The 26,019-nt window shown below is 52.4% G+C and carries 22 protein-coding genes, 1 other RNA gene and 1 other annotated feature; of the genes, 5 read left to right on the plus strand and 18 right to left on the minus strand.

The annotated features are described in order from the left end of the window. Nucleotides 1-342: 342 nt before the first annotated feature. Both menI and ACIPDS_RS04890 read right to left on the minus strand, forming a co-directional pair. Complete coding sequence (menI, locus tag ACIPDS_RS04885) at nt 343-756, minus strand: 1,4-dihydroxy-2-naphthoyl-CoA hydrolase (RefSeq protein WP_400733211.1); 414 nt, start codon at nt 754-756, stop codon at nt 343-345. After that, entirely contained in the window at nt 753-3,809 is a 3,057-nt protein-coding gene (locus ACIPDS_RS04890; protein WP_400733214.1) for an FAD-binding and (Fe-S)-binding domain-containing protein, read from the minus strand. Before ACIPDS_RS04890 ends, menI begins: the two co-directional genes overlap by 4 nt. Before the next feature lie 259 nt (nt 3,810-4,068). Between ACIPDS_RS04890 and ydiK the strand changes: the two genes are divergently transcribed. Together ydiK and rprA are read left to right on the plus strand one after the other, a co-directional pair. Beyond that, nucleotides 4,069-5,190 carry an AI-2E family transporter YdiK gene (gene ydiK / locus ACIPDS_RS04895; protein WP_400733217.1) on the plus strand — a complete coding sequence of 374 codons (1,122 nt, stop codon included), beginning with the start codon at nt 4,069-4,071 and terminating at the stop codon, nt 5,188-5,190. Between the two features lie 175 nt (nt 5,191-5,365). Beyond that, nucleotides 5,366-5,465, plus strand: an RNA gene (gene rprA / locus ACIPDS_RS04900) — antisense sRNA RprA. Between the two features lie 60 nt (nt 5,466-5,525). Here the strand turns inward: rprA and ACIPDS_RS04905 are convergent. After that, nucleotides 5,526-7,895, minus strand: a complete 2,370-nt coding sequence (locus tag ACIPDS_RS04905; RefSeq protein WP_400733219.1) for a glycoside hydrolase family 3 N-terminal domain-containing protein — start codon at nt 7,893-7,895, stop codon at nt 5,526-5,528. 224 nt (nt 7,896-8,119) lie between these two features. Beyond that, nucleotides 8,120-10,498 (minus strand): phosphoenolpyruvate synthase, encoded by a 2,379-nt coding sequence (gene ppsA, locus ACIPDS_RS04910; RefSeq protein ID WP_400733222.1) that lies wholly within the window; start codon nt 10,496-10,498, stop codon nt 8,120-8,122. Nucleotides 10,499-10,827: 329 nt separating this feature from the next. Between ppsA and ACIPDS_RS04915 the strand changes: the two genes are divergently transcribed. From ACIPDS_RS04915 to hemP, 3 genes are all read left to right on the plus strand, one after another. Further along, entirely contained in the window at nt 10,828-11,661 is an 834-nt protein-coding gene (locus ACIPDS_RS04915; RefSeq protein WP_166513805.1) for a pyruvate, water dikinase regulatory protein, read from the plus strand. Between the two features lie 153 nt (nt 11,662-11,814). Next, nucleotides 11,815-12,861, plus strand: coding sequence for a 3-deoxy-7-phosphoheptulonate synthase AroH (gene aroH / locus ACIPDS_RS04920; protein ID WP_400733226.1), 1,047 nt, complete (start codon nt 11,815-11,817; stop codon nt 12,859-12,861). 128 nt (nt 12,862-12,989) lie between these two features. Continuing rightward, complete coding sequence (gene hemP, locus ACIPDS_RS04925; RefSeq protein ID WP_400733229.1) at nt 12,990-13,169, plus strand: hemin uptake protein HemP; 180 nt, start codon at nt 12,990-12,992, stop codon at nt 13,167-13,169. A 35-nt stretch (nt 13,170-13,204) separates the two neighbouring features. On the opposite strand, the gene selO is transcribed toward hemP, so the two are convergent. From selO to thrS, 14 genes are all read right to left on the minus strand, one after another. Next, nucleotides 13,205-14,647: a protein adenylyltransferase SelO gene (gene selO, locus ACIPDS_RS04930; RefSeq protein WP_400733231.1), complete on the minus strand. Its 1,443-nt coding sequence runs from the start codon at nt 14,645-14,647 to the stop codon at nt 13,205-13,207. Between the two features lie 61 nt (nt 14,648-14,708). Beyond that, nucleotides 14,709-15,422 (minus strand): EAL domain-containing protein, encoded by a 714-nt coding sequence (locus tag ACIPDS_RS04935; RefSeq protein WP_400733234.1) that lies wholly within the window; start codon nt 15,420-15,422, stop codon nt 14,709-14,711. A 278-nt stretch (nt 15,423-15,700) separates the two neighbouring features. Next, complete coding sequence (locus tag ACIPDS_RS04940) at nt 15,701-16,165, minus strand: NlpC/P60 family protein (RefSeq protein ID WP_166514465.1); 465 nt, start codon at nt 16,163-16,165, stop codon at nt 15,701-15,703. Between the two features lie 104 nt (nt 16,166-16,269). After that, nucleotides 16,270-17,022 (minus strand): vitamin B12 ABC transporter ATP-binding protein BtuD, encoded by a 753-nt coding sequence (btuD, locus tag ACIPDS_RS04945; RefSeq protein ID WP_400733237.1) that lies wholly within the window; start codon nt 17,020-17,022, stop codon nt 16,270-16,272. Continuing rightward, nucleotides 17,019-17,573: a glutathione peroxidase gene (locus ACIPDS_RS04950; RefSeq protein ID WP_166513799.1), complete on the minus strand. Its 555-nt coding sequence runs from the start codon at nt 17,571-17,573 to the stop codon at nt 17,019-17,021. The genes btuD and ACIPDS_RS04950 overlap by 4 nt, the downstream gene beginning before the upstream one ends. A gap of 28 nt (nt 17,574-17,601) precedes the next feature. Then, nucleotides 17,602-18,582: a vitamin B12 ABC transporter permease BtuC gene (gene btuC, locus ACIPDS_RS04955; protein WP_400733240.1), complete on the minus strand. Its 981-nt coding sequence runs from the start codon at nt 18,580-18,582 to the stop codon at nt 17,602-17,604. 100 nt (nt 18,583-18,682) lie between these two features. Next, the gene (gene ihfA, locus ACIPDS_RS04960) at nt 18,683-18,982 is read right to left on the minus strand and encodes an integration host factor subunit alpha (protein ID WP_003030571.1); all 300 of its coding nucleotides are present in this window, start codon (nt 18,980-18,982) and stop codon (nt 18,683-18,685) included. A 4-nt stretch (nt 18,983-18,986) separates the two neighbouring features. Further along, the gene (gene pheT, locus ACIPDS_RS04965) at nt 18,987-21,374 is read right to left on the minus strand and encodes a phenylalanine--tRNA ligase subunit beta (RefSeq protein ID WP_400733243.1); all 2,388 of its coding nucleotides are present in this window, start codon (nt 21,372-21,374) and stop codon (nt 18,987-18,989) included. 15 nt (nt 21,375-21,389) lie between these two features. Further along, complete coding sequence (gene pheS, locus ACIPDS_RS04970) at nt 21,390-22,373, minus strand: phenylalanine--tRNA ligase subunit alpha (protein ID WP_400733245.1); 984 nt, start codon at nt 22,371-22,373, stop codon at nt 21,390-21,392. Between the two features lie 117 nt (nt 22,374-22,490). Next, nucleotides 22,491-22,614, minus strand: a sequence feature (Phe leader region). Beyond that, on the minus strand, nt 22,565-22,609 hold the full coding sequence (gene pheM, locus ACIPDS_RS04975) for a pheST operon leader peptide PheM (RefSeq protein ID WP_001386830.1): 45 nt from the start codon (nt 22,607-22,609) through the stop codon (nt 22,565-22,567). (Overlaps the previous feature by 45 nt.) A gap of 118 nt (nt 22,615-22,732) precedes the next feature. Beyond that, nucleotides 22,733-23,089, minus strand: a complete 357-nt coding sequence (gene rplT / locus ACIPDS_RS04980) for a 50S ribosomal protein L20 (protein WP_052284424.1) — start codon at nt 23,087-23,089, stop codon at nt 22,733-22,735. A gap of 50 nt (nt 23,090-23,139) precedes the next feature. Beyond that, the gene (rpmI, locus tag ACIPDS_RS04985; protein ID WP_012017121.1) at nt 23,140-23,337 is read right to left on the minus strand and encodes a 50S ribosomal protein L35; all 198 of its coding nucleotides are present in this window, start codon (nt 23,335-23,337) and stop codon (nt 23,140-23,142) included. A 96-nt stretch (nt 23,338-23,433) separates the two neighbouring features. Next, complete coding sequence (gene infC, locus ACIPDS_RS04990) at nt 23,434-23,976, minus strand: translation initiation factor IF-3 (protein ID WP_071830666.1); 543 nt, start codon at nt 23,974-23,976, stop codon at nt 23,434-23,436. Nucleotides 23,977-23,979: 3 nt separating this feature from the next. Next, nucleotides 23,980-25,908: a threonine--tRNA ligase gene (thrS, locus tag ACIPDS_RS04995; RefSeq protein WP_166513795.1), complete on the minus strand. Its 1,929-nt coding sequence runs from the start codon at nt 25,906-25,908 to the stop codon at nt 23,980-23,982. Nucleotides 25,909-26,019 lie beyond the last annotated feature (111 nt).

The following is a 26,019-nucleotide window of genomic DNA, read 5'->3' on the forward strand; positions in this document are numbered from 1 at the left end:
GCGCTGCGCTTGGCCGGGCTACGGGCTGATGAATTTGAATGTTGTGCCAGATGGGTTGCAATAATGGTGGTGCCGGTGCGGTTCCCGGCGGCGCTGCGCTTGGCCGGGCTACGGGCTGATGAATTTGAATGTTGTGCCAGATGGGTTGCAATAATGGTGGTGCCGGAGCGGTTCCCGGCGGCGCTGACGCTTGGCCGGGCTACGGGCTGATGAATTTGGATATTGTGCTGGATGGGTTGTAATAACGGTGGTGCCGGAGCGGTTCCCGGCGGCGCTGACGCTTGGCCGGGCTACTTATTGCTGTAGGCCGGATAAGGCGTAGCCGCCATCCGGCAATCTATCCTAACTCACCACGGCGGTCGTCAGACGCGATGAGCAGCATAAGCGTTCCTGCTCATCGAAGATCTCAATCTGCCAGACCTGATGCCGACGTCCAACGTGCAAAGCCTTGCAAACGCCGCGCACTCGCCCGCTGCGTGCAGAGCGAATATGGTTAGCGTTCACCTCAAGCCCCACCACCCGCTCTTCACCTTCGGTACACAAATATCCGGCAACCGATCCCAGAGTCTCCGCCAGTACCACCGATGCGCCACCGTGCAGCAGGCCAAAGGGTTGATGCGTTCGGCTATCGACCGGCATGGTCGCCTCGAGTGAATCCTCAGCAATACGTTCGAACTGAATATCCAGTAAGCCAACCATATTGCCTTCCCCCATCGCGTTGAGGGCAGCCAGCGTCGTTTGTCGTTTCCAGATCATCCCATTATCTCCAGTAAAGCCTGCAATGGATGGCGAACGCCGTTACCCTCAATCCGCTTCACCTGACTACGGCAAGAGTAGCCCGTCGCCAGACAGCGGTTACGCGGCAGCCTCTGCATCGCCTGATGCCAGGAAAGCTCATAGATGCCGAGCGAATGCGCATGGTTTTTCACTTCGTGACCGTAGGTACCCGCCATGCCGCAGCAGCCTACGCTGACGTTTTCAAGCGTCGCCCCGAAGCTCGCAAAGATAGCGGCCCACTGTTTTGTCGCCGTCGGCAGTGCCGTCACTTCCGTACAGTGACCAAACAGATACCACGGCTCGCCCGCAGCTTGTGAAGACGCCGAGCTTTCCAGTACCTGTGGCAACCATTCATGAACCAGCATCACGTTGAAATCGCCGCGTTTATCGCCCAGAACCTGTTTATATTCATCGCGATAACACAGCACCAGCGCCGGATCGACGCCCACCATCGGCATTCCCAACGCAGCCACCCGATTCAAATAATCTGACGTTTTTTGCGCTGTTTTCATAAAACGATTGACGAAGCCTTTGATATGCTGCGCCTTACCATTCGGTGAGAACGGTAACAACACCGGCTGATAACCCAGTTTATCGATCAAGCGGACAAAATCTGCCACTACCTGCGCATCGTAATAGCTGGTAAACGGATCTTGTACCACCAGCACGGTCTGCGCCTTCTGCTCAGGCGTCAGCGTTTCCAGTTGTTCAAGCGTGAGGTTCGCCGAGCGGTGCGCCACCATCTGTTTTTGCAACGACGGCGCGGACAGCATCGGTAAATCGACCATGCCAATATGCTTTTCTGACAGCCTGCGCATCCACGGTTGGCTCATGAAGAAGTTAAAGGTCTTCGGCGCTCGCGCCATCAATGGCGCATAGCTCTCGACCGTTGCCACCAGATGGTCGCGCACTGGCCGCAAATAGCGAGTGTGATACAGCTGTAAGAAGCGAGAACGGAATTCCGGCACATCGATTTTAATCGGACATTGAGTAGAGCAGGCTTTGCAAGCCAGGCAGCCGGACATCGCCTCTTTCACTTCATGCGAGAAATCATATTCGCCTCTGCGGGCATGCCAGCTATTGCGCGTGCGCTCGACCAGCGCGCGCAGGCTAAGACGTTTTTCCGACAGCTCTTTTTCCAGCTGTTCAGGTGAAACGCCGCGGTCGGCCAGCAAACGTAACCACTCACGCACCAGCGTCGCGCGCCCTTTCGGGGAGTGCATACGGTTATTGGTGATCTTCATCGATGGGCACATCGGGCTGTTTACATCGAAGTTAAAGCACAAACCGTTGCCATTGCACTCCATCGCGCCGCGCCAGGATGCGCGTACCGCAATCGGAATCTGCCGGTCGTAAGTGCCGCGCTTCACCGCATCAACCTTCATCATCGGTGCATCAATCCCTTCCGGTGGACAGATTTTCCCCGGATTAAGGCGATTGTGCGGATCGAATGCCGCTTTGACTTTGCGCAGTTCACTGTACAACTGCTCGCCAAAGAAGGCCGGGCTATACTCGGCGCGGAAACCTTTGCCGTGTTCTCCCCACAGCAGGCCGCCGTATTTGGCGGTCAGCGCCACCACATCGTCGGAGATCTTTTTCATCAGGATCTCCTGCTGCGGGTCGCACATATCCAACGCAGGACGAACGTGCAGCACGCCTGCGTCAACGTGACCAAACATCCCGTAGCTTAGACCGTGGCTATCAAGCAGCGCGCGGAACTCCACGATGTAATCCGCCAGATGCTCCGGCGGCACGCAGGTATCTTCGGCAAAAGGAATCGGTTTCGCCGCGCCTTTTGCATTGCCCAGCAGGCCCACCGCTTTTTTCCGCATCGCGTAAATACGTTCGATACCCTCTAATGCATCGCAGCGCTGCCAGCCGATGACCCCGCCTTCTTGCTGGGCTATCCGTTCATCAAGACGTTGGCACAGCGCGGCAACCTGACTTTCAATCAGCGCCTCGTCGTCCCCGGCAAATTCGACGATATTGAGCCCGAGCATCTCTTTATCGGCAACATCGGTAATCAATTCGCTGACCGAATGCCAGACAATATCTTCCCGCGCCAGATTCAGCACCTTCGAATCCACGGTTTCAACCGACATGGCCCGGGCTTCAACCATAAACGGCGCATTGCGTAGTGCGGAATCAAAGGAGTCATATTTGATGTTGACCAACCGACGTACCTTCGGGAGCCGCGTGATATCCAGGCGCGCCTCGGTAATAAAGGCCAGCGTCCCTTCGGAGCCGGTCAGAATCCGCGTGAGGTCAAACTCGGTCATTTCGTCGTTAAAGACATGGCGAAGGTCATAGCCGGTCAGGAAACGGTTAAGTTTTGGGAATTTATCGATGATTAACTGGCGATTATCACGACAGCGTTCAAAAACGGTGCGGTAAATTCGCCCCGCCGCCGACTGCTCTTTGGCCAGCATTTCAGCCAGCGTCACAGGCACAGGCTGGGTATCGAGGATATCGCCCCCCATCAGGACGGCGCGTACGCCCAGGACGTGGTCTGAGGTTTTACCATACACCAGCGAACCTTGCCCGGAGGCATCGGTATTGATCATCCCCCCCAGCGTCGCACGGTTACTGGTCGACAGTTCAGGGGCAAAAAAATAGCCGTAGGGTTTTAAATACTGGTTAAGCTGATCTTTGATAACGCCCGCTTCTACGCGCACCCAACCCTCTTCCGGGTTAATTTCGATGATGCGGTTCATATAGCGCGACATATCAATAATAATGCCCTGATTTAACGCCTGGCCATTGGTGCCAGTCCCGCCGCCGCGCGGCGTAAAAATCAAGGATTGAAAACGTTCTTCGGCCGCAATACGTGCCAGCAACGCCACATCGGCCGTGGAGCGCGGGAAAACAACTGCATCGGGAAGAAGCTGGTAGATACTGTTATCCGTCGCCATCGTCAGCCTGTCGGCGTAGCGCGTCGCGGTATCGCCGGTAAAGCCTTGTTGCTCCAGTGCTTTTAAATAATTCAATACCAGCGGTATTTCGCCGGGTGCCTGGGAAATCAGTGGGATCATTAGGTTTGACCCTTTCTTGAATGTTGTGTTGTACGCACAAAATCTTCCCGACTCGTATGAATACGACAAACGGCAAAGATAGTGTGTATAAATGATTAATCGTTTGCGTCGTGCCATTATCGTTTTATCACATTTTTTTCTTATGCGCCCGGTAGATTTTGCCGCAGAATCAGCAGCGGGAATTTATTGATATTATTATCAATGAACGGATTTTCGCGACGTCAACGCTCTGGCGCGCAACAGAAGGTAACGCTTATTTATGAACACGGTTCTTAAGCCACGGGATATTCCGCAAATACTGCTATCAGTGGTGTTTATTACACTGATGATCATCGCTTGTTTATGGATTGTTCAGCCGTTTATTCTGGGCTTCGCCTGGGCCTCTACAATCGTTATTGCCACCTGGCCGGTTTTGATTAAACTTCAGCGCCTTCTTTTTGGCCGCCGCTCTCTCGCCGTGCTGGTCATGACGCTGCTGCTTTTTTTGCTGTTCGTCATTCCTATCGCCCTGCTGGTCAATAGCCTGGTGGACGGTAGCGCGCCGCTGATTCACGCTATCACCAGTGGAACACTCACGCTGCCCGATTTTGGTTGGCTGAACGGAATTCCGTTTGTTGGCGCGAAGCTGTATAGCGGCTGGCACAGCCTGCTCGACATGGGTGGCAGCGCATTAATGGCAAAAGTTCGTCCTTACCTCGGCACCACCACCACCTGGTTTGTCGGTCAGGCCGCACACGTTGGGCGTTTCCTGCTGCACAGCGGCTTGATGCTGCTCTTTAGCGCCTTGTTGTACTGGCAAGGTGAGAAAGTCGCTTTTGGTATGCGTTATTTCGCCACCCGTCTGGCAGCGAAACGCGGTGATGCCGCAGTGCTATTAGCAGGCCAGGCGATTCGCGCCGTGGCGCTGGGCGTGGTGGTGACGGCGCTTGTGCAGGCCGTGCTTGGCGGAATTGGTCTGGGGATTTCAGGCGTACCTTATGCAACGCTGTTGACCGTGGTGATGATCTTCTCCTGTCTGGTGCAGTTGGGGCCGCTTATCGTATTGGTTCCCTGCATTATCTGGCTCTACTGGACGGGAGACACCACCTGGGGCACGGTGCTGTTGGTGTGGAGCGTGGTTGTCGGTACGATGGATAACGTGATTCGACCAATGTTAATTCGTATGGGCGCCGACTTGCCGATGATCCTGATCCTCTCCGGCGTTATCGGGGGACTGGTGGCATTCGGCATGATTGGTCTGTTTATCGGCCCGGTTTTGCTGGCCGTCTCCTGGCGTCTGTTTGATGCCTGGCTGCATGAGGTTCCACCGCCGTCCACCGACCCGGACCAGGTTCTGGAAGAACTCGCGGAGCTAGAGCAGAATAACTACCCGAAACAGTAAGATAACGAAAGGCGGGTTACCCCGCCTTTTAGTTAAGAAAAACTGTTCATTCCCTTACGGCACACCCACGATCCCGCTCTCAAATCACGTCATGCCTCGGAAATTATTCACATTTATTTAACTATTGGGATGAATCCGATCGACGCAAAAAACTCACATGCCTACTATTAGTCACAAGGTAGTAAATCAACCCCTTGATTTATATATCCCCTGAGAGAAACACCGAATTGCTGTGTGTAGTCTTTGCCCATCTCCCACGATGGGCTTTTTTTTGTCTATCGCACGCTCCTCTTTGGGAACGGGTACGAGCGATCATCACCGGAAGTTTTCTCCCGTTAACTCACTTCGCAGTGACTCATCATTCGCCAGTCTGATGGCAACGTACGAGTTTCCCCACTCACCAGTACGGTAACACGACCGCAAATATCCGCCGATGAACGGCCTATCTGGAGTTCAAACTCTCCAGGCTCAACGATGCGCTGCCCCTCATAACTGGTGAAATTCAGCATATCGACTGGCAGGGTGAAGGTTAGCGTTTTCCGCTCGCCAGGTGACAACGTCACGCGTTTAAAGGCTTTTAGCTCCTGCAACGGACGCACCATAGAGGCAACGTTATCGCGGACATAGACCTGCACAACTTCACTGCCACTACGCTCACCGACATTAGTTACCGTTACGCTCACGCCAATTTCCCCGTCGATAGCCACCTGAGTCTGCGCAAGCTGCGGTGCATCAAAGCGAAAATCGCCCCAACCTATGCCGTAGCCAAACGGATACAGCGCGCCGAAATGGAAAGCGAACGGCGTACCGCCGCTTTTCAGCTTATGGTTGTAGTAAAACGGCATCGCCCCTGCACTCTTCGGTACGCTGACGACCAGCCTGCCCTGAGGTTCAGCACGGCCGGTTAATACGTCGGCAATCGCCCAACCGCCTTCCTGACCGGGTGCCCAGGCCAGCATTAACGCCGCGACTTTAGACTCAAGCCCTTGTAAATTATACGGACGCCCGCCGGTCATCACGACCACCACCGGTTTCCCCGTCTCCACCAGCGCCTGTAATAGCTGCTGCTGAACGCCCGGCAGATTGAGGCTGTCGGTATCAGAGCCTTCCCCCACGGTGCCGCTCTGGAATAAACCCGCAAGATCGCCCACGCAGGCCACAACCACGTCGCTGTCCTGTGCGGCACGAACGGCGTCTGGAATCAGGCTGAGATCGCAGGAGACCGGTGAACACTGCATCGGTTTACCGGAGCTGTCTCCCGGGAACACCGGCGCGCCTGCCATACGCTGTTCGATAATATGACAACCTTTAGCATAGCGAACCTGGCTATCGCCGAGAAAATGACGCAAGGCCGCAAGCGGTGTCGTCACCTGGGTGGTCTTTTCCAACATATCGCTGATGATCAGATGCACCGGGAAACTGTAGCCGCTTAACAGTGCCAGCGGATCGTCGGCCGTTGGCCCCACCAGCGCCACGCGGGGTTTACCGGTGAGCGGCAGCGCACCGCGATTCTCCAGCAGCGTTATCGATTGAGTCGCCACTTGTCGTGCAACCTGACGCGTGGCATCGGATTGCAGGGAAATCGAATTTTCATCGGTATAAGGATGTTCAAACAGCCCAAGGCGGAATTTCTCCGTCAACGTGCGTCCGACAATTTCATCAATTTTCGCTGTAGTGATCAGGCCGCGTTCAACCGCTTCTGCAAGATGGCGAGCACAGTCATCCTTAGGCAATTCCACATCCAGACCCGCGTTAAAGGCCAGCGCCGCTGATTGCGCCGCATCCTGGGCAACGCCATGATGCTGATGCAACAGGCTGACGCCGCCGTAGTCTGCAACCACAATGCCATCAAAGCCCCAACGTTCACGCAGTACCGTGGTCAATAAGAAGCTGTCGCTGTGTCCGGGTTGATTATCAATGTCGTGGTAGGCGGGCATGACCGAACCCGCATTTGCCTGTTTTACCGCCATTTCAAACGGCAGCAGAAAAGTATCATTCAGCTCCCGGAAACCCAGATGTACCGGAGCATGGTTGCGCGCACCTTCGCTGAAGGAATGTCCGACGTAATGTTTAAGAGTCGCCAGCACATCGCGCTTCTCCCCCTGCAAACCTTCGACATACGCGCAAGCCATCACCCCCACCAGCCACGGGTCTTCGCCAAACGTCTCCTCGGTACGCCCCCAGCGCACATCGCGAGAGACATCCAGTACAGGAGCCAGCCCCTGCTTGCAGCCGGTGGAACGAGCCTCTTCACCAATTTGCTGCGCCGCACGTTTCACCAATTCAGGATCCCAGGTGGAGCCGTAGTTCAGCGACGAAGGAAGCAGCGTCGCATCTTTGCACAATAACCCCACCAGACATTCCTCATGGAACAGCGCCGGAATGCCCAGCCGCGTCTCTTCCATCATCATTTTTTGCAGACGGTTAGCCGCTCGCACGCCGGTTTTTGCCTCAACAATATGCGTTCCCAGCGGGCGGGTAATCTGCCCCACGCCCAGTTTCAGCCGCTCACTCAGCGCAGCCTGCTCGCTAACGCCGGCAAATTCATCGCTCATGTCCGTGCGTTCGCGATGCTGACCATCTTCCGATAACACCAGCCACCAGGCGTGCATCTGGGCATATTTCTCTTCCGGCGTCATCCGCGCCAATAAGTCGCTTACGCGTTCGTGAATCGGGCGTTGGGGATCTTTATAAATCGGGGTCATAGCCATTCTCCTGAGTCGCTGTTAGCTCCCCGAAATCATTCGTTTATGAAGACGGGTAGTGGCAATTGCGAATCAGTATTCAAAAGTGACGGGCGGGGAACAATTGTAGAAATTGCTAGCAGATTTATGATTTTTGGTTTCTTTGCGGAAGTGTGATCGACCGCAACACAAGATGGGCAAAAAAAATCCCGGACACGCGCCCGGGATTTTAACAAGAGAACAAATTATTTATTCAGTTCAGCCAGGCTAAGCCAGGTTTGCACCACGGTATCCGGGTTCAGAGACAGACTGTCGATCCCTTCTTCCATCAACCAGGCCGCGAAATCTTCATGGTCAGATGGACCCTGACCACAAATCCCCACGTATTTCCCCTGTTTCTTTGCCGCGCGAATCGCCATCGACAGCAGCGCTTTCACCGCCTCGTTACGCTCGTCAAACAGTGCCGAAACGACACCGGAGTCACGGTCAAGGCCCAGCGCCAGCTGCGTCATGTCGTTCGAACCGATAGAGAAACCGTCGAAATGTTCAAGGAACTGTTCTGCCAACAAGGCATTGGACGGAATTTCACACATCATGATGATCTTCAGCCCGTTCTCGCCGCGCTTAAGTCCCTGACGCGCCAATTCATCCACTACCGCTTTCGCCTGCTCAACGGTGCGGACAAACGGCACCATAATCTCAACGTTGGTCAGCCCCATGTCGTTGCGAACACGTTTTACCGCATCGCACTCCAGCGCAAAGCAATCGCGGAAGCTGTCGGCAACGTAACGCCCCGCACCGCGGAAGCCCAGCATTGGGTTCTCTTCTTCCGGCTCGTAGCGCGTACCGCCCACCAGGTTGGCGTACTCGTTAGATTTAAAGTCAGACAGACGGACAATCACGCGTTTCGGATAGAATGCAGCACCCAACGTTGCGATCCCTTCGGTCAGACGGCCAACGTAAAACTCTTTTGGCGAGTCAAAACCTTTCATCATTTCGCGGATTTCGTTTTGCAGCTTCGGTTCCTGGTCATCAAATTCCAGCAACGCCCGCGGGTGAACGCCGATCATACGGTTGATGATGAATTCAAGACGCGCCAGACCAACGCCTTCGTTTGGCAGGCAGGCGAAGTCAAATGCACGGTCAGGGTTACCGACGTTCATCATGATTTTCAGCGGCAGATCCGGCATGGTATCCACGGTAGAGCTGTTGACGCTGAAGTCCAGCAGGTCGGCGTAGACGTAGCCGGTGTCGCCTTCGGCACAGGAAACGGTGACTTTTTCGTTATCTTTCATGCGTTCGGTGGCATCACCACAGCCCACGACGGCCGGGATGCCCAGCTCACGCGCGATAATCGCCGCATGGCAGGTACGACCGCCACGGTTGGTGACAATCGCCGCCGCTTTTTTCATGATCGGTTCCCAGTCCGGGTCGGTCATATCGGTGACCAGAACGTCACCCGGCTCAATACGATTCATTTCACTGATATCGTGAATCACCTTCACGCTACCGGCACCGATGCGGTGGCCGATGGCGCGGCCTTCAGAAACAATTCGTCCCTGGGAATGCAGCGTGTAACGCTCCATGACCTGCCCACGGGAACGCACGGTTTCCGGGCGCGCCTGAACGATATACAGTTTGCCCGTGTGGCCGTCTTTTGCCCACTCGATGTCCATCGGGCGACCGTAGTGTTTTTCAATCTGCACGGCCTGTTTGGCCAGCTCCTGCACTTCATCGTCGGTCAACGAGAAGATATCGCGCTGTGCTTGCGGCACGTCTTCGATACGAACCTGCTTCCCATGCTCCTGCGTCGGCGCGTAGACCATACGGATCTTTTTCGATCCCATCGTGCGGCGCACGATAGACGGACGACCGGCTGCCAGCGTCGGTTTGTGCACGTAGAACTCATCAGGGTTCACCGCGCCTTGCACCACCATCTCACCCAGACCCCAGGCAGAGGTGATAAACACCACCTGGTCGAAACCGGATTCGGTATCAATGGAGAACAGTACGCCTGAGGAGGCCAGATCTGAGCGCACCATCAGCTGTACGCCTGCGGAAAGCGCGACGCCACGATGGTCGTAACCCTGGTGAACACGATAGGAGATAGCGCGATCGTTGAACAGTGAGGCAAACACGTGCTTCACCGCCACCAGTACGGCGTCAAAGCCGTGGACGTTGAGGAAGGTCTCCTGCTGCCCGGCGAAAGACGCGTCCGGCATATCTTCTGCGGTTGCGGATGAACGCACGGCAAAAGATGCATTGGCGTTATCTGCAGCCAACTGGTCATACGCTTCGTGAATAGCCTGTTCCAGTTCGCTCTGGAAAGGAGTGTCGATAATCCACTGACGAATCTGCGCGCCGGCTTTCGCCAGGGCGGTAACATCGTCAATATCGGTGTCATCCAACAGTTGATAAATCTGCTGGTTCACGCCGCTCTGGTCGAGGAACTGATTAAACGCATCGGCGGTAGTGGCAAATCCGTTAGGGACGCTAACGCCCATGCCGGAGAGATTCGTAATCATTTCACCCAAGGAGGCATTTTTGCCTCCAACTCTGTCTACATCATTCATGCCGAGTTGGTTATACCAAAGCACCAGCGGTGACGAGCCATTGTTGGACATCGAGACAATCCTTTTTTGATTAAAGAAGCAGTGATAAGTAACGACTGACTACTTAAAATATCCTCGCATATTTAAACGGCTGAAAAAAACGGTGAATCGAGTAAGCAAATTATTTTTTTACTTTTTAGGATTGATCCCCTCTTATTCATAAACTACTGATTAGGCTAAAAAGGCACAATTACATACGGTCTATTTCCGGTCTTCGAAAAATGAAATGGGTAGTTCATTAAAAATAAAAATAGCGTTTCATTTTTATTTTTAAGACAAAGGCTGCGGGGTTGTGTTTAAATTTAATTTACGCTTTCAGGCAATTAACGGGGAAATAGATTATGGAAAACGCAGTCGATCGTCAGGTGTTTTATATTTCCGATGGCACCGCGATTACAGCAGAAGTGCTTGGCCATGCGGTGATGTCTCAGTTTCCGGTGGCGATAAACAGCATTACGCTACCGTTTATTGAAAGTGAAAGCCGGGCGAAGGCGGTGAAGGAACAGATCGATGCTATTTATCAGCAAACCGGCGTGCGTCCACTGGTTTTCTACTCCATTGTTATTCCCGAAATTCGCGACATTATTTTGCAATGTGAAGGATTTTGTCAGGATATCGTGCAAGCGCTGGTTGCTCCGTTACAAGAAGAACTCAAACTCGATCCGACCCCGATTGCACATCGAACTCACGGCTTAACCCCCGGCAATCTCACCAAATATGATGCGCGAATCGCCGCTATCGATTACACCCTGGCGCATGATGATGGCATCTCACTGCGCAATCTCGATCAGGCGCAGGTCATTTTACTGGGGGTTTCACGCTGTGGAAAAACCCCTACTAGCCTCTATCTCGCCATGCAGTTTGGCATTCGTGCCGCCAACTACCCGTTTATTGCCGACGATATGGATAACCTGATCTTGCCGGCCTCGTTAAAACCGCTGCAACACAAGCTGTTTGGCTTGACCATTAACCCGGAACGTCTGGCCGCCATCCGCGAGGAAAGGCGTGAGAATAGCCGTTATGCCTCCCTGCGGCAGTGTCGTATGGAAGTTGCCGAGGTTGAAGCGTTATACCGGAGGAATCAGATCCCGTGGATCAACAGCACCAATTATTCCGTTGAGGAAATTGCTACTAAAATCATGGACATCATGGGATTAAGCCGCAGAATGTACTAATACACTAGTACGATACAGCGAATTTGTTTATCATAGCAGTGTGATTGAGCGCACATTACGCTCCGTGCTTGAAATCAGCGGAGATTGGTTTATCGTGATGTGCATCACTTCCCAGCATATTGACTGGCGAAGCAACAAATTTCTGAGACCCCCATGAATAAGACCGATGAATTGCGTACGGCCAGAATTGAGAGCCTGATTACGCCTGCTGAACTTGCCGAACGTCACCCGGTATCACCGGACGTTGCGGCGCATGTTACCGCTTCCCGCCACCGTATCGAGAAAATTCTCAACGGTGAAGATCGCCGATTGCTGGCGATTGTAGGCCCCTGCTCGATTCACGATCTTGATGCCGCCATGGACTACGCCCGCCGTTTACAGGTGCTGCGCGAAAAACACCAGGGCGAGCTGGAAATCGTTATGCGCACCTACTTTGAAAAACCACGCACCGTGGTCGGCTGGAAAGGATTAATTTCTGACCCCGATCTTAACGGCAGCTATCGGGTGAATCACGGTATTGAGCAGGCGCGTAAATTATTACTGCAAGTCAATACATTGGGTGTTCCTACCGCTACCGAGTTTCTCGATATGGTGACCGGTCAGTTTATCGCCGATCTCATTAGCTGGGGCGCCATTGGTGCACGTACCACCGAAAGCCAAATCCACCGCGAAATGGCCTCCGCGCTCTCCTGCCCGGTCGGTTTTAAAAACGGAACGGATGGGAATACGCGCATTGCGGTTGATGCGATTCGTGCCGCCCGCGCCAGCCACATGTTCCTGTCGCCGGATAAGAGCGGTCAGATGACCATCTACCAGACCAGCGGCAACCCGTATGGTCACATCATTATGCGTGGCGGTAAAAAACCGAACTATCATGCGGATGATATTGCCGTCGCTTGCGATACGCTGCATGAGTTCGACTTACCTGAACATTTGGTTGTCGATTTCAGCCACGGTAACTGTCAGAAACAGCATCGCCGTCAGCTGGAAGTGTGTGACGATATCTGCCAGCAGATCCGCAACGGTTCTTCCGCCATTGCCGGCATCATGGCGGAAAGCTTCCTGCGCGAGGGCACGCAGAAAATCGTCGCCGGTCAACCGCTCACCTACGGCCAGTCCATTACTGACCCTTGCCTGAGCTGGGAAGACACCGAGATCCTGTTGGAAAAACTCGCCGCCGCCGTCGCAACCCGCCTGTAATCTCCCCGCCCGCCTTTCAAGGCGGGCGATTTTCGCCCCCACAAAATATAAAAAATACTTGCGGTTAATCAGCGCATTACTGATAATGGTTATCATTGTTAAATTGATTTTCATTATGAAAGACGCTAATGGATACCTGCGCAGAACTGGAACATCCCAAGGATAATACCCCTCGCCCCCTCCCAAGCGATCGGCGGATTGACAGCCAGACGCTGCTGGGTCAGGAAGGTCGAGTGATTATTGAACACGGGGAACAGCAATACCTGCTGCGTCAAACCCAGGCTGGCAAACTCATTTTAACGAAGTAATTGCGCCGCCAGTCGGCGACGCAATCACGAAGACATTAGCTCGAGCAGCTCACTTCCAGATGTTTACCCCAGTCCGGTGGACGGCGAGCGTAATCATCATGACGTTCAGACCAGGGGTCGCGAAGCGCTTCATGCAGACGGTGTAACTCGTGATAATCACCCTTTTCTGCTTGCTCGATTGCCCGTTGTGCCAGCCAGTTACGCAATACCACCGCCGGATTCGCGAGCTTCATCGCCTGTTGACGCGCCGAGTCCTCAACCTGTTCATGCTGTAAGCGTGTGCGATATTGCGTAAACCAGTCATCAAACGCCGCGCGGTCGATAAACTCATCGCGCAGCGGCGACGCCGAACTTTTTTGCTCGGTCTGGCTTAATAAGCGAAACGTCAGAGTGTAATCGCTCTTCTCACGCTCCATCAGCGCATAAAGACCGTTAAGCAGGTCATTATCGCCAGTCTCATCACTAAACAAGCCCAGCTTTTTACGCATCCGCTGACCATATTCACGGAAGAGAATTGACTGATAGCTATCCAGCGCGGCATTGAGCGCATCGGTGGTCATCAGCGGCGACAGCGTCTGTGCCAGACACTGTAAGTTCCACAAACCTACCGCCGGTTGATTATCAAACCGGTAGCGCCCCTGATAGTCAGAATGGTTGCAGATATACTGCGGTTTATAATCGTCAAGGAACCCGAACGGACCATAATCCATCGTCAGGCCAAGAATCGACATATTGTCCGTATTCATCACGCCATGAGCGAAACCGACCGTTTGCCAGCGGGCTATCATCTGTGCCGTTCGGGTGACGACATCCTGAAACCACAGCACATACCGGTTAGCGTCGTCGACTAGATGCGGCCAGTGGTGACGGATAGTGTAATCCGCCAGCTTACGCACATTGTCGATATCTCGACGGTAATAAAAATGTTCGAAATGACCAAAGCGGATATGGCTTTCGGCAATACGCATCAGCATCGCCCCCGTCTCGACGGTTTCGCGCTGAATTGGCGTATCGCTAGCAACGATTGACAGCGCACGGGTGCCGGGGATCCCCAGATAATGCATCGCCTCTGATGCCAGGCTTTCTCGCAATGTTGAACGCAGAACCGCGCGGCCATCTCCCATCCGCGAATACGGCGTGAGTCCGGCCCCTTTCAGGTGCCAGTCGACGCTCTTACCATTGGGTAATTGCTGCTCGCCGAGTAAAATTCCACGCCCATCGCCAAGCTTTCCGGCCCAATTGCCAAACTGATGGCCGCTGTAAACCTGTGCCAGGGGTGACATGCCCGGAAGCAGGGCTTCACCGCCCCAGACGCCTGCGCCATGCTCAGGAGTAAAGAGCGCTTCGGGAATAGCTAATTCCTGCGCTAGCGGCTCGTTATGCCAGACAAGACGGGCATTGTGTAAAGGCGTCGGCCGAAGTGCCGTGTAAAACTCTGGCAACTCATCGCGCCAGCGGGTGTTAAATGACAGGTTCATGGTTCCTCCTGTCCGTAGTGTATTGGGTTACTGTAGGTTAAACACCCGGGTAAGTGCAGGGTTATTGTTGCACTAATGTTATTAGCGATGATTCGGACACGACCGGCCACAAACTCCCTAACATGCCACTAAAGCCAAACGGTTCTACGCGCTGCCGGGTGGATTCATCATCCACACCAGAGATCATAATTGCCTGACAACAAGGCTGGATCTGGCTCACAATCGCCCGCATAAACGGCTCAAAAGAGGCTGACTTGAGCTGGCGTTGGACAAAATTTCTATCCAGCACCACGCGGCTAAAAAGCCCAGCGAATACGGCTTTTGTCGAGGCTTCCCCGGAACCAAAATCACTGAGTACCAGCGGGAAACGTTGAGATAATTGGGCTAGTGGATGCTGTTCATTTATCTCATCAAGCCCAGGGAAACTTTCGCTAACGGCTAATTCAAGGAAAGGAAAACGTAGGGCTTCCGCCGCAAGGTCATCCTGGGTGAGTAAGGCATCAACAACGCCAGGAGGAATGGCGATCCACGCTTTAAGCCCATGCTGTAAGAAAAAAAACTGATAGGTCATCAGGAGAGCGAGTTTTTCCTGAAATAACGTTATTTCTTCTTGTGGTGTTAAACGCGGCAACACCAAACTGGTTGGGATGCGCACGTGATTATTAAGGTCGCTGAAATGACTGACCACTTTCAAACCAACCAGTTGCTCCTCACTATTTCTGGCGGGGAGAAAAAACAACTGAGAACAATATGTATTATCCAGCGATATAATCATTGCGACTGCCCTTCACTAAAAGTCATGTCCGGGTTCCTGACGTCACAAAGCGAAAACCTACGGTAATGGGTGCCATGCTTATTCCGTTCATCGGTTCCTTTTTAATTCATTGGTCCGTCACTGGATCGTAATGATTGTAATCGAAACTAATGGATTAGCACAATCAACCTTAAGTTCCATGATCTCGCCCGACTAAATGCGTATTCCGATTATGGTTTTATTTAATTTTTATCAATACGATAAAAAAGGAGGCATTGCGCCTCCCTTACCCTATTTTTTTAAATTCTCCGGGCCTGCCAGAAATTTTTTCGCCAGTATACATTGTTCAACGATGAGCGAGTGACGCCCTGGCTTGTGGAGGCGTGGATAAATTTATTATCGGTGTCATAGATTCCAACGTGCAGACCACTTTCACCGGAGCCGGTTTTGAAGAACACCAAATCGCCGGGCAGCAGATCTTCTTTATCTATTTCCGTGCCAAGTTTAGCCTGCTGGCGCGTTTCTCTGGGTAACTGCATTTCGAACTTATCGCGGAATGTCATCAGAACAAACGCTGAGCAATCTACACCCCGACGGCTCATTCCGCCATAGCGATAAGGCGTACCATGCCAATGGTGCAGCTGGTCGTTTAAATTGGCGATCACGGTAATTGAATCCGCAAGCCGAGGATTCGGCGGTGGCGGACGATGGCTGCTACAGCCAGCCAAAATGAATGCTAAAAGAAAAATAGCCCAGAAACGCATATCCCGCGCATCCTCTGTTTTTTAATCTGCTAACAAATTATATCGATAAGCAATTGGCTGGCAAGCCATGCACCCTCAGCAAGACCGAATATGGATTATTTTTATCACCTTTCATCGTAAATGAGCATTTGATGACCGGCTATTTCTAACTTCTGGAAAGTCATATTATACGCGGTGGCTAAATGTTCCGGTTGCAGCACAGCCTCGGTGCTACCGCTGGCAATCAGTTTGCCGCCACATAATAACCAGACCTGGCCCGCGTGGCGCAAAGTATAGTTGAGATCATGACTGCTCATCACTATTGTCACGCCGGCCGTGCTAAGCTCGCCAAGCAGTTTATCCAACGCGGCCTGCTGAGCAACGTCAAGGCTATTCATGGGTTCATCAAGCAACAACAGCTGCCCCTGCGGATTATCCTCAGGATGAATCTGCAAAATCACCGCGGCCAGCCGCACGCGTTGCCATTCTCCCCCCGATAGCTGACTAACATTGCGCCCCAGCTTGTTGTCCAAACCCAGCGCATGCGTCACATGCACCGCCAGGGCTGAAGAATGAGGAGTTTGTTGATGCAGCATCAGGAACTGCCAGACCGGCATGGCAAAAGGCGGCGATTGGTGTTGGGAAAGATAGGCCCGATGACGAGCAAGTGCAGATGACGACCACGACGCTAACGGCTGGTCGTTTAATGTCACAATGCCCTTCCCCTGACTGAGCCCTGCCATTCTTGCCAATAACGTACTTTTTCCGGCGCCGTTGGGGCCAACCAGATGGATTATCTCGCCGTGACCAACATCAGCGCTTATTCCCTGAAGCCGAGTGTTTTCACTCAGATCCCGAAGCTGCATCAACGGCATCATGACTGAGCGAGAGCCTGTTTAATCGCCGCGACCAGCTGCGGATCGTCTGGCGTCATATCCGGTGAAAATCGATTGATCACCTCACCATGACGGCCAATTAAGAATTTCTCAAAGTTCCACAGAATATCGCCGGGATGCGCAGGTGCGCGCCCTTTGCTCGCCATCCGCTCATAGAATCCACTCCCTTCCGGTGCGAGAGCTTTCGGTGCAATGCGCTTTAATTGCGCATAGAGAGGATGGCTGTTTTCACCATTCACCTCAATTTTGCTAAACAGCGGGAACGTCACACCATAGGTCATGCTGCAAAACGTTTTGATTTCATCAGCACTGCCCGGCTCTTGCCCCAGAAACTGGTTACAAGGGAATCCAAGAACGGTGAATCCTTGGTCCTGTAAAGATTCCTGTAACGCTTCCAGCTGTTCGTACTGTGGCGTAAGCCCGCATTTAGACGCGACATTAACAATCAGCAGCACCTTGCCCTGATATTCTTCCAGGGTGGTATTTTCACCGTCAATGGTCGTGACCGGCGTGTTCAGAATGGTGGTTTGCATAGCATCCTCTTTTCAGGTTAAGCCGGGTCTAACGCCCGGACTTTAATAGTAACCAGATAAATACCGGCGCGCCTAGCGTTGCCGTGACAACGCCTATCGGCAATTCAGCCGCTGACAGCGCCAGCCGCGCCACAATATCAGCAAATAGCAATACACTCGCGCCCGCCAAAGCGCTGGCAGGAAGCAGCACGCGATGATCTGTTAAACCACACAGCCGCAGCATATGCGGTACGACCAGCCCAACAAAACCAATCGCACCGGCGAGTGCCACGCTCACGCCCACCAGCCAGCCTGTCGCCATGACCAGCAGTTTTCGCCACAGCGCAATAGGCACACCGAGCTGGCGCGCGGAGGTATCGCCTAAGGCTAACAAATTGAGCGGTTGCGATTGCAGGCAGACCCAGAAAATCACCGGCAAAAGCGCAATCATAAGCCACAGTTGCTGCCAGTCTACGCCACCAAATCCGCCCATCATCCAGTACATTAACTGACGCAGGTCGAAAGAGGTTGAGAAATAGACCGCCCAGGTCATCAACGCGCTACAGATGATACCAAGCGCCACGCCTGCCAATAGCAGTCGGCTGGTGGACAAATGTCGACGCGCAAAACGCATCAGGATGGCGGTAATAAACAGTGCGCCAGCTATAGCAGCCAGCCCCGGAGCCCAACCGGGTAAGGCCCCTTGTCCGAGCATAATCACGGCGATAAGCCCGACGCCTGCGCCATTAGAAACGCCCAGAAGCCCAGGTTCAGCCAGCGGATTTTCAAACAATGCCTGCATCACCGCACCGGAAAGCGCTAGCGCTGCGCCAACCAGTAGCACCGCCAGCGTGCGCGGAAGGCGAATTTGCCAGATAAAGAGCTGCCCTTTTGCAGTGAACCACTCCATCGGGGAAATCCATTGGTCACCCGCACACAGGCCAATAACCAGCATGACAACCAGTACCAGCGTAAGCGCGGTAAGCCAGCAACGGTTTCGCCGCTGCTGTTGATGTACATAGACCTGCATAATGCTCCAGGAGCTTGCTAAGAAGCATTTAATTTTACGGTGGAAGAGCCTGTTAAGAAAAGAAAAAGGCCGCATAAGCGGCCTTTTTAGTTAGTTCAGATTACTCTTCTTTGGGTGTTGCATTCTCGACCCGACTTTTTAACTTCTGTCCTGGTCTGAAGGTCACCACACGCCGGGCTGTAATGGGAATATCTTCACCCGTTTTTGGGTTACGTCCCGGGCGTTGATTTTTATCACGCAGATCAAAGTTCCCAAAACCGGAAAGCTTGACCTGCTCGCCATTTTCCAGAGCACGACGGATCTCTTCGAAAAATAGCTCTACCAGCTCTTTGGCATCCCGTTTGCTAAGCCCAAGCTTATCAAACAGATATTCTGACATTTCAGCTTTTGTAAGCGCCATAGGTTCAATCCCTCAGTGATGCCTGGAATCGCTCTTTTAATGCCTCTACACATTTGGCGACGGTAGCGGCAATCTCCTCTTCTTCGAGTGTACGGCTGGTATCTTGTAAAATCAGGCTGATAGCAAGGCTCTTGAAGCCCTCCGCAACACCCTTACCACGGTACACGTCAAACAAGTTTACGCCAACTATCTGATTTACGCCAACTTTCTTACATTCGTTTAAAATATCAGCCGCGGGTACATTTTCAGCAACCACAACGGCGATATCACGGCGGTTAGCCGGGAAGCGTGAAACGTCCTGCGCCTCTGGAACGACGCGGTCTGCAAGCTTGTTCCACTCCAGTTCGAAGGCCAGCGTGCGACCATTCAGATCCAGTTTACGCTCAAGTTCAGGATGAATAACACCAATGAAACCAATGCGTTCATCTTTCAGATAAATCGCCGCAGACTGCCCCGGATGCAGCGCTGGATTCGCTTCTGCTTTGAACTGAATTTCAGATAATTTACCGGTCAGTTCAAGAACGGACTCCAAATCACCCTTCAAATCATAGAAATCAACGGACTCTTTTGCCAGATTCCAGTGCTCTTCATAGCGGTTGCCACAAATCACGCCACCCAGCATCACATCCTGACGGATACCCAGCGGCGCTTGCGTGTCTGGCACAAAACGTAAGCCGGTTTCAAAAATGCGCACGCGGTTCTGCTGACGATTTTGGTTATACACTACCGTTGACAGCAGGCCGGTCAGCAGCGACAGACGCATCGCCGACATTTCGCTGGAAATTGGGCTTGGCAGAATCAGCGCTTCATCGCCAGGATGTACCCATTGCTGGATTTTCGGATCCACGAAACTATAGGTAATGACTTCCTGATAGCCTTTGTCATTCAGCATGGTTTTCACACGCTTAAGCGACAAGTTAGCTTCTTTATGGCTTCCCATAATCAGGCCAGCTTGAACCGGTTCGTTCGGAATACTGTTGTAGCCGTAAACACGTGCCACTTCTTCGACCAGATCCTCTTCGATCTCCATATCGAAACGCCAGGTTGGCGCAACGGCCTGCCATTGGTCATTACCGACGGTCACTTCACAACCCAGGCGAGTCAGAATATCGGTCACTTGCTCATCAGCAATATGGTGGCCGATGAGGCGATCCAGTTTGCTACGGCGCAGGGTGATGGTCGCACGTTTCGGCAGTGCTGCTTCGTGGGTCACATCAATGATTGGGCCCGCTTCACCGCCGCACAGTTCAATCAGCAGACCGGTCGCACGTTCCATTGCTTTGTATTGCAGGGCCGGATCAACACCACGCTCATAGCGATGGGATGCATCAGTGTGCAGACCATGGCGGCGAGCCCGTCCGGTGATGGACAGTGGGCTAAAGAATGCCGATTCCAGCAGGACATTTTGGGTTTCATCGTTAACACCAGAGTGCTCACCGCCAAAGATACCCGCCATCGCTAGCGCTTTGTTGTGGTCAGCAATCACCAGCGTGTCGGCGCTAAGCTTCGCTTCGTTACCGTCAAGCAGAACCAGCGTTTCGCCCTCTTTTGCCATGCGAACTTTAATCCCGCCTTCGATACGATCTTTATCGAACGCGTGCATCGGCTGACCCAGTTCCAGCAGAACATAGTTGGTCACATCTACAACGGCATCAATAGAACGGATGCCGCAACGACGCAGTTTCTCTTTCATCCACAGCGGGGTCGGTGCTTTGACGTTAATCCCTTTCACCACACGGCCCAGGTAACGTGGGCAAGCGTCGGCGGCTTCCACATCAATAGGCAACACATCGGAGATAGTCGCCGCGACAGGCGCGATTTCTGGCGCATTCAACGGCAGCTTGTTGAGTACCGCCACGTCGCGAGCAACGCCAATAATGCCTAAGCAGTCTGCACGGTTCGGCGTGACGCTGATTTCGATGGTGTTGTCATCAAGTTTCAGATATTCACGGATATCCGTTCCCAGCGGCGCATCGGCAGGTAGTTCAATAATACCGGTGTGATCGTCGGAAATACCCAGTTCAGAGAAGGAGCACAGCATCCCTTCTGAAGGTTCACCGCGCAGTTTGGCGGCTTTAATTTTAAAATCGCCCGGCAGGACGGCACCGATAGTCGCCACGGCAACTTTGAGCCCCTGACGGCAGTTTGGTGCGCCGCAGACGATGTCCAGCAGACGTTCACCACCCACGTTCACTTTTGTGACGCGCAGCTTGTCAGCGTTTGGATGCTGAGCGCATTCCACGACTTCACCCACGACAACACCATGGAAGCTACCGGCAACAGCGTCAACGCCGTCAACTTCCAGGCCTGCCATGGTGATCTGCCCTGACAGCGCTTCGCTATCAATAGCCGGGTTAACCCATTCGCGTAACCACAGTTCACTGAATTTCATTGTTTTATCCTGCCCTTATTTAAACTGTTTGAGGAAACGCAGATCGTTTTCGAAGAACGCACGCAAATCGGTGACACCGTAACGCAGCATGGTTAAACGCTCCATACCCATGCCAAATGCGAAGCCGGAGTAAACCTCTGGATCAATACCGACATTACGCAGCACGTTCGGGTGCACCATACCGCAACCCAGTACTTCCAGCCATTTGCCATTCTTGCCCATAACATCAACTTCAGCGGATGGCTCAGTGAACGGGAAATAGGACGGACGGAAACGAATCTGCAAATCTTCCTCAAAGAAGTTGCGCAGGAAGTCGTGCAGCGTCCCTTTCAGGTTGGTGAAACTAATGTTTTTATCAACAATCAGACCTTCCATCTGATGGAACATCGGGGTGTGCGTCTGGTCGTAGTCGTTACGATATACGCGGCCCGGCGCGATAATACGGATTGGCGGCTGTTGATCCTTCATGGTACGGATCTGTACGCCGGACGTCTGAGTACGCAGCAGACGAGTCGCATCAAACCAGAAAGTGTCGTGGTCAGCGCGTGCTGGGTGGTGCGTTGGGATATTCAGCGCATCGAAGTTGTGGTAGTCGTCTTCAATTTCTGGGCCCGTTGCAACGGTAAAACCGAGCTCACCGAAGAAACTTTCAATACGGTCGATGGTTCGTGTCACCGGGTGCAGACCACCATTTTCAATGCGGCGTCCCGGCAGAGAGATATCGATAGTCTCTGCGGCCAGGCGAGCATTTAACGCAGCGCTTTCCAGGTCAGCTTTGCGCGCATTCAGCACCTGCTGTACCTGCTCTTTGGCTTCGTTAATCACCGCACCCGCTGCTGGACGCTCTTCCGGCGGCAGCTCACGCAGGGTAGTCATTTGAAGGGTCAGATGCCCTTTCTTGCCCAAATATTCGACGCGGACATTGTCTAACGCGGCAACATCTGAAGCCTGGTTAATGGCGGCTGTTGCACTGGCAACCAGCTCTGCGAGATGTGACATGGTTTTCCTCGTTATGTGGCGATATTCATAAGCGACATATACATTTTATCTTTCAAGCTGCCTTACAAAGCCCGCGAAAGCGTGTTGTGATGCAACTTGAAAATTATGTGTATAAACAAAAAAAAAGCCTCCATCAGGAGGCTTTCTGGCGCTGTTTTCCGTTTCTTCTTTCACGCGCGAGCCCCCTGTATTCAGGTGCTAAAGTAAAAGAAGAAGCGGAAAATAGCAGCATTCATGCTTGCGTTACCTTGTGTGGTAGAAAATGTAGAGCCTTTATTGAAAGGGCTACAGGAATAAATGTCAATGCGCTGAAGCAGTTAAAATGAAAAGAGGGAGACAAGCTCCCTCTTCCAACTGGCTTACGCCAGTGCTGCTTTCGCTTTTTCAACTAACGCGGTGAACGCGATTTTGTCGAATACTGCGATGTCAGCCAGGATCTTACGGTCGATTTCAACAGAGGCTTTTTTCAGGCCGTTGATGAATTTGCTGTAAGAAATACCGTTCTGACGTGCTGCTGCGTTGATACGCGCAATCCACAGTTGACGGAACTGACGCTTTTTCTGACGACGGTCACGATAAGCGTACTGACCTGCTTTGATAACAGCCTGGAAGGCAACGCGGTATACGCGAGAACGCGCACCGTAGTAGCCTTTAGCTTGTTTCAAAATTTTCTTGTGACGTGCACGGGCAACTACACCACGTTTTACGCGAGCCATATGTGCTCTCCTGTATCTATTCTAATTAAAAAGTTAAAAGGGTTAACGACTTATGCGTACGGCAGGCACGCGATTACCAGGCCCAGATCGCCTTTAGAAACCATGGCTTTTGGACGCAGGTGACGTTTACGCTTGGTAGCTTTTTTGGTCAGAATGTGACGCAGGTTTGCGCGTTTGTGCTTAAAACCACCTTTACCGGTTTTTTTGAAGCGCTTAGCAGCACCGCGTACGGTCTTAATTTTTGGCATTTTAATAACTTCCACTTCGCATTGTTAATAAACGAAACGTAGGCGAACAATACTCGTGAAGCCCAAAGGCTTCACGAACGTTGTTACTTGAAGGCCTTACTGTTTCTTCTTAGGGGCAAGCACCATGATCATCTGGCGGCCTTCGATCTTCGTAGGGAAGGATTCGACCACTGCCAGTTCACTCAGATCGTCACGGACGCGCGTAAGCACTTCCATACCAATCTGCTGGTGAGCCATTTCACGACCGCGGAAACGCAGCGTGATTTTAGCTTTATCACCCTCTTCGAGAAAGCGAACCAGGCTGCGGAGTTTTACCTGGTAGTCGCCATCATCGGTACCAGGACGGAATTTGATTTCCTTAACCTGGATAACTTTTTGTTTCTTCTTCTGTTCCTTAGAAGACTTACTTTTTTCATAAAGGAACTTGCCGTAGTCCATGATACGACAAACTGGCGGTTCGGCGTTAGGGCTGATTTCAACTAAATCTACTCCAGCTTCTTCAGCTTTTTCGATAGCTTCTCTCAGACTCACAATACCCAAAGCTTCGCCTTCAAGACCTGTTAAGCGAACTTCCAGGGCGCGAATCTCGCCATTGATACGATTCGGACGTGCCGTTTGAACTCGTTTTCCGCCTTTAATACCTTATTCCTCCAGTTGTTTTAGACTGCGGCTGCGAATCTCTTGTTGCAGCTTCTCGATAACTTCATTTACGTCCAGGCTGCCCAAGTCTTTGCCACGACGGGTACGCACGGCAACTTTGCCTGCTTCTACCTCTTTGTCGCCACAGACCAACATGTAAGGGACACGACGTAAAGTGTGCTCGCGGATTTTAAAGCCAATCTTCTCATTTCTCAAGTCTGCTTTTACACGAATGCCTGCATTTTGCAATTTACGGGTCAATTCGTTGACATATTCAGCTTGAGAATCAGTGATATTCATGACCACAACCTGCACTGGTGCAATCCAGGTTGGGAAGAAACCGGCGAACTCTTCGGTCAGGATGCCAATGAAGCGCTCCAGTGAACCGAGAATTGCACGGTGAATCATCACCGGTACCTGACGCTCGTTGCTTTCGCCAATATAAGAGGCGCTTAGACGAGACGGCAGAGAGAAGTCTAACTGTACAGTACCGCACTGCCATGCACGATCGAGGCAGTCATAAAGGGTAAATTCAATTTTTGGACCGTAGAATGCGCCCTCACCCAGTTGATACTCAAACGGGATGTTGTTTTCTTCCAGCGCTACGGCCAGATCCGCTTCCGCACGATCCCACGTTTCATCGCTACCGATACGTTTCTCAGGGCGCGTTGAAAGTTTGACGACGATTTTCTCGAAGCCGAAAGTGCTGTACATATCATAGACTAAACGAATGCACGCGTTAACTTCATCACGCACCTGTTCTTCAGTACAGAAGATGTGGGCGTCATCCTGAGTAAAGCCGCGTACACGCATCAGTCCATGCAGAGCACCTGATGGTTCGTTACGGTGGCAGCTACCGAACTCCGCCATACGCAGCGGCAGATCGCGGTAAGATTTCAGACCCTGGTTAAAGATCTGCACGTGCCCCGGGCAGTTCATCGGCTTGATGCAGTATTCACGGTTCTCAGAAGAGGTGGTGAACATCGCATCTTTATAGTTGTCCCAGTGGCCGGTTTTTTCCCACAGCACACGGTCCATCATGAACGGGCCTTTCACTTCCTGATACTGGTATTCTTTGAGCTTAGAGCGCACGAAAGTTTCCAGTTCACGGAAGATTGTCCAGCCATCGTTATGCCAGAATACCATACCCGGCGCTTCTTCCTGCATGTGATACAGGTCAAGCTGCTTACCAATTTTACGGTGATCGCGCTTCGCCGCTTCTTCAAGACGCAACAGGTAGGCATTGAGGGCTTTTTTGTCCGTCCATGCGGTACCATAAATACGTTGCAGCATCTTGTTGTCGCTATCGCCGCGCCAGTAAGCGCCAGCGGTTTTCATCAACTTGAAGTAGTGACAGAAACGCATGTTCGGCACGTGCGGACCACGGCACATGTCGACGTATTCTTCGTGATGATACAAGCCAGGCTTGTCATCGTGCGAAATATTCTCATCAAGAATGGCGACTTTGTAGTTTTCACCACGTTTCACGAAGGTTTCGCGAGCTTCATGCCAGCTAACTTTCTTCTTGATGACATCATAGTTTTTCTCGGCGAGCTCATGCATACGTTTTTCGAGCGCGTCGATGTCTTCCTGGGTCAGCGTATGGTCTAGATCAACGTCATAATAGAAGCCGTTGTCGATAACCGGGCCGATGGCCATTTTAGTGTTTGGCCAAAGCTGTTTGATAGCATGACCAAGTAGGTGTGCACACGAGTGACGAATGATCTCCAGACCTTCTTCATCTTTTGCAGTGATGAGCGAAAGTGTGGCGTCGTTTTCGATCAAATCGGAAGCATCAACCAGTTCACCGTTAACGCGCCCAGCGATGGTGGCTTTTGCCAGACCGGGGCCGATGTCCAGTGCGACATCCATAGGGCTAACGGCGTTGTCGTAATGGCGTTGGCTGCCATCAGGAAGAGTAATTACAGGCATTTAATGTCCTTATTTGCAGTGGTGCCCCACACGAAAGAGCACATACAAAACTATATGATTAAATTTATCAACACGTTAAGGACTGATTTCCGCTTCACTCTGCGAAAAATG

It is taken from the genome of Kluyvera sp. NPDC087067 (genome assembly GCF_044745165.1).
GTDB lineage: Bacteria > Pseudomonadota > Gammaproteobacteria > Enterobacterales > Enterobacteriaceae > Kluyvera.

Bases quoted from the DNA above. Each gene is read 5' to 3' on its own strand.
- ACIPDS_RS04935 (WP_400733234.1), bottom strand. From the start codon at position 15,422: ATGATTATATCGCTGGATAATACATATTGTTCTCAGTTGTTTTTTCTC.
- pheT (WP_400733243.1), bottom strand. From the start codon at position 21,374: ATGAAATTCAGTGAACTGTGGTTACGCGAATGGGTTAACCCGGCTATT.
- ACIPDS_RS04890 (WP_400733214.1), bottom strand. From the start codon at position 3,809: ATGATCCCACTGATTTCCCAGGCACCCGGCGAAATACCGCTGGTATTG.
- rpmI (WP_012017121.1), bottom strand. From the start codon at position 23,337: ATGCCAAAAATTAAGACCGTACGCGGTGCTGCTAAGCGCTTCAAAAAA.
- btuC (WP_400733240.1), bottom strand. From the start codon at position 18,582: ATGCAGGTCTATGTACATCAACAGCAGCGGCGAAACCGTTGCTGGCTT.
- ppsA (WP_400733222.1), bottom strand. From the start codon at position 10,498: ATGTCCAACAATGGCTCGTCACCGCTGGTGCTTTGGTATAACCAACTC.
- ACIPDS_RS04905 (WP_400733219.1), bottom strand. From the start codon at position 7,895: ATGACCCCGATTTATAAAGATCCCCAACGCCCGATTCACGAACGCGTA.
- pheS (WP_400733245.1), bottom strand. From the start codon at position 22,373: ATGTCACATCTCGCAGAGCTGGTTGCCAGTGCAACAGCCGCCATTAAC.
- ACIPDS_RS04915 (WP_166513805.1), top strand. From the start codon at position 10,828: ATGGAAAACGCAGTCGATCGTCAGGTGTTTTATATTTCCGATGGCACC.
- ihfA (WP_003030571.1), bottom strand. From the start codon at position 18,982: ATGGCGCTTACAAAAGCTGAAATGTCAGAATATCTGTTTGATAAGCTT.
- btuD (WP_400733237.1), bottom strand. From the start codon at position 17,022: ATGATGCCGTTGATGCAGCTTCGGGATCTGAGTGAAAACACTCGGCTT.
- rplT (WP_052284424.1), bottom strand. From the start codon at position 23,089: ATGGCTCGCGTAAAACGTGGTGTAGTTGCCCGTGCACGTCACAAGAAA.
- ydiK (WP_400733217.1), top strand. From the start codon at position 4,069: ATGAACACGGTTCTTAAGCCACGGGATATTCCGCAAATACTGCTATCA.
- hemP (WP_400733229.1), top strand. From the start codon at position 12,990: ATGGATACCTGCGCAGAACTGGAACATCCCAAGGATAATACCCCTCGC.
- ACIPDS_RS04940 (WP_166514465.1), bottom strand. From the start codon at position 16,165: ATGCGTTTCTGGGCTATTTTTCTTTTAGCATTCATTTTGGCTGGCTGT.
- ACIPDS_RS04950 (WP_166513799.1), bottom strand. From the start codon at position 17,573: ATGCAAACCACCATTCTGAACACGCCGGTCACGACCATTGACGGTGAA.
- selO (WP_400733231.1), bottom strand. From the start codon at position 14,647: ATGAACCTGTCATTTAACACCCGCTGGCGCGATGAGTTGCCAGAGTTT.
- menI (WP_400733211.1), bottom strand. From the start codon at position 756: ATGATCTGGAAACGACAAACGACGCTGGCTGCCCTCAACGCGATGGGG.
- thrS (WP_166513795.1), bottom strand. From the start codon at position 25,908: ATGCCTGTAATTACTCTTCCTGATGGCAGCCAACGCCATTACGACAAC.
- aroH (WP_400733226.1), top strand. From the start codon at position 11,815: ATGAATAAGACCGATGAATTGCGTACGGCCAGAATTGAGAGCCTGATT.